General features: G+C 70.0%; 8 protein-coding genes and 1 pseudogene. 1 reads left to right on the top strand and 8 read right to left on the bottom strand.

Annotation, left to right across the window (positions count from 1 at the left end; genetic code table 11):
• From ABDW35_RS03070 to ABDW35_RS03035, 8 genes and pseudogenes are all read right to left on the bottom strand, one after another.
• Positions 1–468, bottom strand: a pseudogene (locus tag ABDW35_RS03070) (4-hydroxy-tetrahydrodipicolinate reductase); the annotation flags it as partial.
• A gap of 159 nt (positions 469–627) precedes the next feature.
• Positions 628–1,752: a molecular chaperone DnaJ gene (dnaJ, locus tag ABDW35_RS03065; RefSeq protein ID WP_343712373.1), complete on the bottom strand. Its 1,125-nt coding sequence runs from the start codon at positions 1,750–1,752 to the stop codon at positions 628–630.
• A gap of 133 nt (positions 1,753–1,885) precedes the next feature.
• Positions 1,886–3,805, bottom strand: a complete 1,920-nt coding sequence (dnaK, locus tag ABDW35_RS03060; RefSeq protein WP_343712372.1) for a molecular chaperone DnaK — start codon at positions 3,803–3,805, stop codon at positions 1,886–1,888.
• A gap of 194 nt (positions 3,806–3,999) precedes the next feature.
• Complete coding sequence (locus ABDW35_RS03055) at positions 4,000–4,626, bottom strand: rhomboid family intramembrane serine protease (protein ID WP_343712371.1); 627 nt, start codon at positions 4,624–4,626, stop codon at positions 4,000–4,002.
• Between the two features lie 101 nt (positions 4,627–4,727).
• Entirely contained in the window at positions 4,728–5,516 is a 789-nt protein-coding gene (locus ABDW35_RS03050; protein WP_343712370.1) for a nucleotidyltransferase domain-containing protein, read from the bottom strand.
• Positions 5,513–6,496, bottom strand: coding sequence for a nucleotidyltransferase domain-containing protein (locus tag ABDW35_RS03045; RefSeq protein WP_343712369.1), 984 nt, complete (start codon positions 6,494–6,496; stop codon positions 5,513–5,515). Before ABDW35_RS03045 ends, ABDW35_RS03050 begins: the two co-directional genes overlap by 4 nt.
• Positions 6,497–6,850 carry an MmcQ/YjbR family DNA-binding protein gene (locus ABDW35_RS03040; RefSeq protein ID WP_343712368.1) on the bottom strand — a complete coding sequence of 118 codons (354 nt, stop codon included), beginning with the start codon at positions 6,848–6,850 and terminating at the stop codon, positions 6,497–6,499. It lies immediately after the preceding gene.
• Positions 6,851–6,866: 16 nt separating this feature from the next.
• Positions 6,867–7,058, bottom strand: coding sequence for a zinc-finger domain-containing protein (locus tag ABDW35_RS03035; RefSeq protein WP_343712367.1), 192 nt, complete (start codon positions 7,056–7,058; stop codon positions 6,867–6,869).
• A 103-nt stretch (positions 7,059–7,161) separates the two neighbouring features.
• Here ABDW35_RS03035 and ABDW35_RS03030 point away from each other — a divergent pair, with 103 nt between their 5' ends.
• Positions 7,162–8,148: an ABC transporter ATP-binding protein gene (locus ABDW35_RS03030; RefSeq protein WP_343712366.1), complete on the top strand. Its 987-nt coding sequence runs from the start codon at positions 7,162–7,164 to the stop codon at positions 8,146–8,148.
• Positions 8,149–8,256 lie beyond the last annotated feature (108 nt).

Below are 8,256 nucleotides of genomic sequence, written 5' to 3'. Positions count from 1 at the left end.
CGCGCGGGCGGCCTGGCGCACCAGCGCCGCCAGCAAGTTCACGCCCAGGCTCATGTTGAAGGACTGGATCACCGGGGTGTGGCGCGCCGCCCGGCCCAGCGCCGCCAGTTGCTCGGCCGAGAAGCCGGTGGTGCCGGTCACCAGCACCGCCTTGCCCTGGGCCGCGAGGGCGGAGAAGCGGACCGACGCCTCCGGCCGGGTGAAGTCGATCACCGCATCGGCGGTGGCGAAGAGCTGCACCGGGTCGTCGCTGACGATGACGCCGCAGGCCAGGCGCCCGGCGAGGAGCCCGGCATCCTGGCCGATGGCGGCGCTGCCCTCGCTGGCGATCGCGCCGTGCAGCGCCACCGAGCCGTCGGCCGCGTCCAGCACGGTCTGGATCAGCATCCGGCCCATCCGGCCGGCAGCGCCGGTGACGCCGATCCTGACGGGGCCTTCGACGGGGCGCGGGGTGTCGCCGGCGGTCATGCGGCAGGGTCCTTCGATGGTCGTGCGCCGGCGCGGCTGCGGGCCTATTCACCCGTCATCGCGAGGAGCGCAGCGATGTGGCGATCCAGGGGTCAGTGCCGCTGGATTGCCACGCCCCTTCGGGGCTCGCAATGACCAACTGCGAAACCCGGCCGGCCGCTACTCCTTGAAGAACTCCTTCACCTTGGCGAAGAAGCCCTGGCTCTCCGGGCTGGTGCCGCCGCCGCCCTCGCGCTCGAACTCCTCGAGCAGCTCGCGCTGGCGCTTGGTCAGGTTGACCGGGGTCTCGACCTGCAGCTCGACATACATGTCGCCGCGGCCGGCGGAGCGCAGCACCGACATGCCCTTGCCGCGCAGGCGGAACCGGGCGCCGGACTGGGTGCCGGCCGGCACCGTGATCTTGGCGCGGCCGCCGTCAATCGCCGGGATCTCGATCGGCCCGCCCAGCGCCGCCGTGGTCATCGGGATCGGTGCCTTGCAGAACAGGTCGGCGCCGTCGCGCTGGAACAGCGGGTGCGGCCGCACCGACAGGAAGATGTACAGGTCGCCCGGCGGGGCGCCGCGCATGCCGCTCTCGCCCTCGTTCGACAGGCGGATGCGGGTGCCGTCATCCACGCCCGGCGGGATGTCGACCTTCAGCGTCTTGTCCTTGCGCACGCGGCCGGAGCCGCTGCAGTTCCGACACGGATTCTTGATCACCCGGCCCTGGCCGCCGCAGCCGGGGCAGGTGCGCTCGACCGTGAAGAAGCCCTGGGAGGCGCGGACCCGGCCGGCGCCGCCGCAGGTCGGGCAGGTCACCGGCTGGCTGCCGGGCTCGGCGCCCGAGCCGTCGCAGACCTCGCAGCCGACCGAGGACGGTACCTTGACCGTGGCCTGCTTGCCGAGGAATGCCTCTTCCAGCGTGATCTCGAGGTTGAAGCGCACATCGGCGCCGCGGCCCGCCTGGGCGCGCTGGCCGCCGCGCCGGCCGCCCATGAAGTCGCCGAACATCTCCTCGAAGATGTCGGCGAAGCCGCCGGAGAAGTCGGCCCCGCCGGGGCCGCGGGGCCCGGCGCCGCCGTCGAAGGCGGCGTGGCCGAAGCGGTCATAGGCGGCGCGCTTCTGCTCGTCCTTCAGGACGTCGTAGGCCTCGTTGATTTCCTTGAACTTGTGCTCGGCAGTCTGGTCGCCTGGGTTGCGGTCCGGGTGGTACTGCATCGCCAGCTTGCGGTAGGCCTTCTTGATCTCGTCCGCGCCGGCGCCGCGCGCAACCCCCAGAAGATCGTAAAAGTCCTGTTTCGCCATGCCGTCCTCGTCCCGAACCGGGAGAGCCGTCGATGGCCCCGGCCCGGATGAAAACCGCCCCCGCGCGGTCCTTGTGGAACCCTCGCGGGGGCGGAACTGCCCTTATCGTCGTGCCGCGGTCATGCGACCAGGATCACGCCGACTTCTTCTTCTTGTCGTCGTCGACTTCCTCGAAATCGGCGTCGACCACGCCGTCATCCGGCTTCGCCGAAGCCTGCTCGCCGCCCTCCGGCGCCGCGCCCGACTCCTGGCTGGCCTTGTACATGGCCTCGCCGATCTTCATCGCCGCCTGGGCCAGGGCGTCGGTCTTGGCCTTGATCTGGTCGGCGTCATCGCCGGTCACCACCGCCTTCAGGTCGGCGATCGCGGTCTCGACCGCCGCCTTGTCGGCCGCGTCGACCTTGTCGCCGAACTCCGCCAGCTGCTTCTCGGTCGAATGGATCAGGGCGTCCGCGTGGTTCTTGGCCTCGACCGCCTCGCGACGCTTCTTGTCGCTGGCGGCATTGGCCTCGGCGTCCTTGACCATCTTGTCGATGTCGCCGTCCGACAGGCCGCCCGAGGCCTGGATGCGGATCGCCTGCTCCTTGCCGGTCGCCTTGTCCTTGGCGCTGACATTGACCAGGCCGTTGGCGTCGATGTCGAAGGTCACCTCGACCTGCGGCATGCCGCGCGGGGCCGGCGGGATGCCGACCAGGTCGAACTGGCCCAAGAGCTTGTTGTCGGCCGCCATCTCGCGCTCGCCCTGGAACACGCGGATGGTCACCGCGGTCTGATTGTCCTCGGCGGTCGAGAAGGTCTGGCTCTTCTTCGTCGGGATCGTGGTGTTGCGCTCGATCAGGCGGGTGAACACGCCGCCCAGCGTCTCGATGCCCAGCGACAGCGGGGTGACGTCGAGCAGCAGGACGTCCTTGACCTCGCCCTTCAGCACGCCACCCTGGATTGCCGCGCCGACGGCCACGACCTCATCCGGGTTGACGCCGCGATGCGGGTCCTTGCCGAAGAACTGCTTCACCGTCTCGATGACCTTAGGCATGCGGGTCATGCCGCCGACCAGGATCACCTCGTCGATCTCGCTGGCCTTCAGGCCGGCATCGCGCAGCGCGGCGCGGCACGGCTCGACCGTGCGCTGGATCAGGTCGTCGACCAGCGCCTCGAGCTTCGCCCGGGTCAGCTTGATGTTCAGGTGCTTCGGGCCGGACGCGTCGGCGGTGATGAAGGGCAGGTTCACCTCGGTCTGGACCGAGGAGGACAGCTCGATCTTCGCCTTCTCGGCCGCTTCCTTCAGGCGCTGCAGGGCCAGCCGGTCCTTGCGCAGGTCGATGCCCTGCTCCTTTTTGAACTCCTCGGCCAGGTAGTCGATGATCTTGGCGTCGAAATCCTCACCGCCCAGGAAGGTGTCGCCGTTGGTCGACTTCACCTCGAACACGCCGTCGCCGATCTCCAGCACGGAGATGTCGAAGGTGCCGCCGCCGAGGTCGTAGACCGCGATGGTGCCCGACGCCTTCTTGTCCAGGCCATAGGCCAGGGCGGCCGCCGTCGGCTCGTTGATGATGCGCAGCACCTCGAGCCCGGCGATCTTGCCGGCATCCTTGGTGGCCTGGCGCTGGCTGTCGTTGAAATAGGCCGGGACGGTGATGACGGCCTGCGTCACCTTCTCGCCCAGGAACGCCTCGGCCGTCTCCTTCATCTTCATCAGGGTGAAGGCGGAAATCTGGCTCGGGGCGTATTTCTGGCCGCGCGACTCGACCCAGGCGTCGCCGTTGTCGCCGGACACGATCTGGTACGGGACCAGGCCCTTGTCCTTCTGGGTCATCGGGTCGTCGTAGCGGCGGCCGATTAGGCGCTTGACCGCGAAAATGGTGTTCTCGGGGTTGGTCACCGCCTGGCGCTTCGCCGCCTGGCCGACCAGCCGCTCACCCGACTCGGTGAAGGCGACGATCGACGGCGTGGTGCGCGCGCCTTCCGCATTCTCGATCACCCGGCCCTGGGCCCCATCCATGATGGCGACGCAGGAATTGGTCGTGCCGAGGTCGATACCGATGACTTTGCTCATCTCTTCCTCATTCCTTCAGCAGGTCGCGGCTGGCCCTCGGTGAGGCACCGCCGGGACCCCCAATGTTTCCATGCCGCCCGCGGGCGGCTCTTGCTTCTCCGGTCATATAGGCGGGGCGTCCTCGGGCTGCAACGTTGAGTCTGCAGGATTGTGACCGGCCCGCACCGCTGTGGCCGCTGCGTCACGCTTGCGGCTCATGCCCGCCGGGGCGCGCCCAGCAGCAGCCCGGCCAGGAAGCCGCCGATATGCGCCTGCCAGGCGATCTGGGCGTCCACGCCCATGAAACCGCCGCCGATCACGGCGAAGAGAGCGTTGGCGATGATGGTGAAGCCGATCAGATTCAGGGCCAGCCGGCGGCCGGCCGGGTCGTGGCGGGCCAGTGCGATCCGGCAGAAGGCGCCGATGCAGCCCGACACCGCGCCGGAGGCGCCGATCAGGGTGGTCTGCTCACCCCAGCTCGCGGCGATCTGCGCCAGGGCGGCGGCCACGGTGGTGACCAGCAGCAGCACGGTGTAGCGCCGCGGGCCGTAGTGCCGCTCGCAGACGCTGCCGAAGGCCAGGAAGAAGCCCAGATTGGCGATCAGGTGGATCGGCTCGTAATGGACCAGGGCGTAGAACACCAGCGACGCGACCACGGACAGGGCGTCGAGCGGCGGCAATTGGCCGAGATAGCCAAAATAGGCCGGGACCACGGCCATGCGGTCGATGATCGGCGCCCAGACCGCCTCCGGCAGCAGATGCAGCGCGGCGAAGATCGCGACCATAACGCCGCTCAGCCACAGCGTGATCGGCGGGACGTTGAAGATCGGCTGGCGCGACATGGCCCCTCGGGCGGTCGGAGACGGGTCCCGCCTCTTACAGGAGTGCCGGCCCGACCGGAAGCCCGCGTGGCCGCCGCTGAGAAGGCGCGGCCTTATGCCGTTCAGCTCCGCTCTGTCCGCAGCAGCGCCCGGAAGGCCTCGTTCGCGGCACCGATGGCGGGCCCCCGATCCCAAGCCCCGGGCCGTGGCGCCATCTCGGACAGCGTGTCGGCGAGATAGGCCTCCAGCGCCGGGACGCGTTCGGCCATGTCGGCTTCGGTGGCGACCTGCTTGCGCCGCAGCAGGATCGCCACGGCGTCGCGCAGGTCGTCCGGCAAGGGCGTGCCGGCCATCAGGCTCGGCAGGTCCATCGGCGGCGGCTCGGCCCTGCGGCGGATCCAGTCCAAGGCCAGCGTCGGCCGAAGCGCATAGAAATACGACTTCAGCCGGATCGGCCCGTCGCCCGGCTCCCAGGCGCGGCGCGCCGAACGGTCGTAGTGATAGGCCAGCGCCGGCAGATGCGCACATGTCCGGGCCAGACCGAGCAGCCGGGCGACTGTCTCCGCATCGCGGCGATAGGTCACCGGCGAGGTCAGCCACTCGGTGACGACGGCGTTCGACTTGGCGACCAGGCCCAGGGCCTTGCGAAGGTCCCAGCCGTTCACGTCCAGCGTGCCGTCGATCGGCAGCTCGATCACGTCGCGCCGCGTCTCGACCGAAAGATAATCCTCGAGCGGCCGGACATAGATGAAGCGCACATCGTAGTCGCTGTCGCGCGACGCGAAGCGCCAGGCGCGGCTGCCCGATTCCACTGCCAGCAGGATGCGCACGCCGTCGCGCCGCTCGATGTCGTTCAGGATCGGGCCGATCCGGCGCCGCACCGCCTCGTCGATCATCGGATCCTGCGTCATGCCCCGTTCTCCAGGATCTGCCGGCGATGCGCCGCCACGATCATCGCCTCGACCGCGGCCAGGTCGGGCTCGTCCGGCAGGATCGAGGCCGCCGCGGCCGCCTCCGCCCGCTCCATCAGCAGTTCGATCTCCTCGGCGACGGCGGCATAGGGCAGCTCGCCGCGCTTGATCCGCAGCAGGTGGCCGGCCGAGGCCAGGGGAAACCGGAGCCGGCCGGTGGTGAACAGCTCCAGCGCCTCATGGCCGACCCGCACCGCGTGCGACAGCGCCTTCCAGTCGATGCCCTGCTGGCGCTCCGCCTCCAGCGCGCGCTGCCCGTATTCGGCGACCAGCCGTGCCGCCAGGTCCCGCGCCGTCCTGATCGCGGCGTGAAGCGGCGCCTTGCGGCCGCAGATGTCGAGGTGCCGGGCCATTCGCCCGGGCTGGACCTCGATGTCGACAAGCGAGACATGCTCGGTTTCCCCGGCGAGCGTCTCCAGCATGGCTTCCGCCCGATCCAGGGGGCTGCCCGCGCTGTGCGTCTGCTCCGCGGCTTCGAGCGCGGCGAGAGCCTGGCGAGCGGCCGCGGCGCGCGAGCCCTTGATGCCGTATTTGTTGGCCTGCTGCCGGCAGTAGCGGACGAAGGACGCGGCCCGCCGGCTGACCAGGCGCGGGGCTGCGGCCTGCAACTCGCGCCAGAGCTCGTCGGGCGGGGCGGTCATCGCGCTGTCCGGGGCGAACAGCATCTCGATCGCCATGGGCTGTCCGCCGACCAGAAGCTCCAGATAGCGCTGCAGGCTGAAGGTCTCCCGGTCGACATCGCCGGGCTGGTTGCGCTCGCCATGGGCCTTCGGGCGCGACTCGACGATCGTCGGCCGGGCCCGTTGCAGCAGCAGGTCGCGCGCCGCCGGCAGGTAGACGGCCTTCAGGTCGATGTCGGAATCGGGCGTGGCGGTGCCGTACAGATGCGACCCGCACCGCATCTCGACCAGGATGCGCATCTATCCCGCCCCCAGGATCTCCGCCCGGGCCGCCCGGGTCAGCTTGGCCAGGACCAGGCGGTGCGCCTCGCGCAGATAGGCCTGCAGGTCGTCCGCCGGCAGGGCGCCCAGCGCCGCCGCGACCCATTTGGCGCGGGCCAGATAGGGCGCCGGGCGGATGCCCGGCTGCTCGACCAGCAGGATGTAGGAGAACTCAGACGCCTTGAACCAGGCCTCGGGCTCGCCGCGCGACATCCCGGCCAGGATGGCGAAGATCTTGCCGCCGACCTTGAACACATGGGCGCCGCCCCACTGCACGCTCAGCATCGCGCCGGGCAGGGTCAGGCAGAACGCCTCGACCGTTTCGGGCGTCACTGCGTCCTTCGCGCGGTCAGTGGCCGTGGCGGTTGGCCTTGCGGACGAAGCGGCGGCCGCAATAGTTGCACACCACCTCATGCTCATGCCCGATCGGGTAGTAGACCATCGGGTGGCCCAGCGGGCCGCCGCCGCCGTCGCACCCGACGGTCTCGACATCGCGGTCGACCTCGATCACATCGGACGGCTGAAGGGTGGCGGGCTGCATGGCTCGGAATTCCTGGCGGCAAGGGCTGGCGGGCGATGATTGCCCGGATTCCGGCCGGATGATACCCATGGCGCCAAGCCGATCAACCATTTCGCACGGACTCATGGCCGCCGAGCCGCCGAACGCCGCCCCGGAGAGCGCCATCCGGCTGCGCGGGCTGACCAAGACCTATCGCGGGCGCAACAGGCAGCCGGACAAGCTGGCGCTGCACCCGATCGACCTCGACATCCCCGCCGGCTCGATCTTCGGCCTGCTGGGCCCGAACGGCGCCGGCAAGTCGACGCTGATCAACATCCTGGCCGGCCTGGTCACCAAGACTGCGGGCGACGCCTGGATCTGGGGCTTCGACATCGGCCGGGCGACGCGCCAGGCCCGCGCCGCGATCGGCGTGGTGCCGCAGGAGCTGAACATCGACCCGTTCTTCACCCCGCGCGAGCTGCTGGACCTTCAGGCCGGCCTGTACGGCGTGCCGAAGGGCGAGCGGATCACGGCCGAGCTGCTGCAGGCGGTCGGGCTGGCCGACAAGGCCGACGCCTATGCCCGGACGCTGTCGGGCGGCATGCGGCGCCGGCTGATGGTGGCCAAGGCGATGGTGCATTCGCCGCCGGTGCTGGTGCTGGACGAGCCGACCGCCGGCGTCGACATCGAGCTGCGGCGCAGCCTGTGGGCCCATGTCCGGGCGCTGAACCGGGCCGGCACCACCATCGTCCTGACCACGCATTACCTGGAGGAGGCGGAGGAGCTGTGCGACCGGATCGCGATCATCGATCAGGGCCGCATCGTCGCCTGCGACAGCACCGCCAACCTGCTCTCCAGCGTCGACAGCAAGACCCTGGTGGTGACCTTGAGCGAGCCGCTGGACGCGCTGCCGCCGGCCCTCGCCGCGCGGGGCATGGAGCTGGCGGGCGCCACCCGGCTGGTGGTGCGCTACCGGCCCAGCGAGACCCGGCTGGGCGACCTGCTGACCTTGATGGACCAGGCCGGCGTGCGCATCGCCGACCTCTCCACCGAGGAGACGGATTTGGAGGACATCTTCCTGCAGCTGACCGGCGAGGGCGCCGCCGCGGCAAGACGGGCGGCGGGGGAGTAGAGCAACCCTCTCCCCAACTGTCATTGCCGGGCTTGACCCGGCAATCCAGAGGGTGTCGAGACCTCCTGGATGCCCGGGTCAAGCCCGGGCATGACAGTGAAAGTGGAC

The organism is Inquilinus sp. (assembly GCF_039594555.1).
In the GTDB taxonomy this organism is placed as follows: domain Bacteria; phylum Pseudomonadota; class Alphaproteobacteria; order DSM-16000; family Inquilinaceae; genus Inquilinus.
This window is presented reverse-complemented; position numbering and strand designations above follow the sequence as displayed.

What these genes read in the sequence shown, in the direction of transcription:
- ABDW35_RS03030 (WP_343712366.1), top strand. Translation starts at nt 7,162, where the DNA reads ATGGCCGCCGAGCCGCCGAACGCCGCCCCGGAGAGCGCCATCCGGCTG.
- ABDW35_RS03035 (WP_343712367.1), bottom strand. Translation starts at nt 7,058, where the DNA reads ATGCAGCCCGCCACCCTTCAGCCGTCCGATGTGATCGAGGTCGACCGC.
- ABDW35_RS03045 (WP_343712369.1), bottom strand. Translation starts at nt 6,496, where the DNA reads ATGCGCATCCTGGTCGAGATGCGGTGCGGGTCGCATCTGTACGGCACC.
- dnaJ (WP_343712373.1), bottom strand. Translation starts at nt 1,752, where the DNA reads ATGGCGAAACAGGACTTTTACGATCTTCTGGGGGTTGCGCGCGGCGCC.
- ABDW35_RS03055 (WP_343712371.1), bottom strand. Translation starts at nt 4,626, where the DNA reads ATGTCGCGCCAGCCGATCTTCAACGTCCCGCCGATCACGCTGTGGCTG.
- dnaK (WP_343712372.1), bottom strand. Translation starts at nt 3,805, where the DNA reads ATGAGCAAAGTCATCGGTATCGACCTCGGCACGACCAATTCCTGCGTC.
- ABDW35_RS03050 (WP_343712370.1), bottom strand. Translation starts at nt 5,516, where the DNA reads ATGACGCAGGATCCGATGATCGACGAGGCGGTGCGGCGCCGGATCGGC.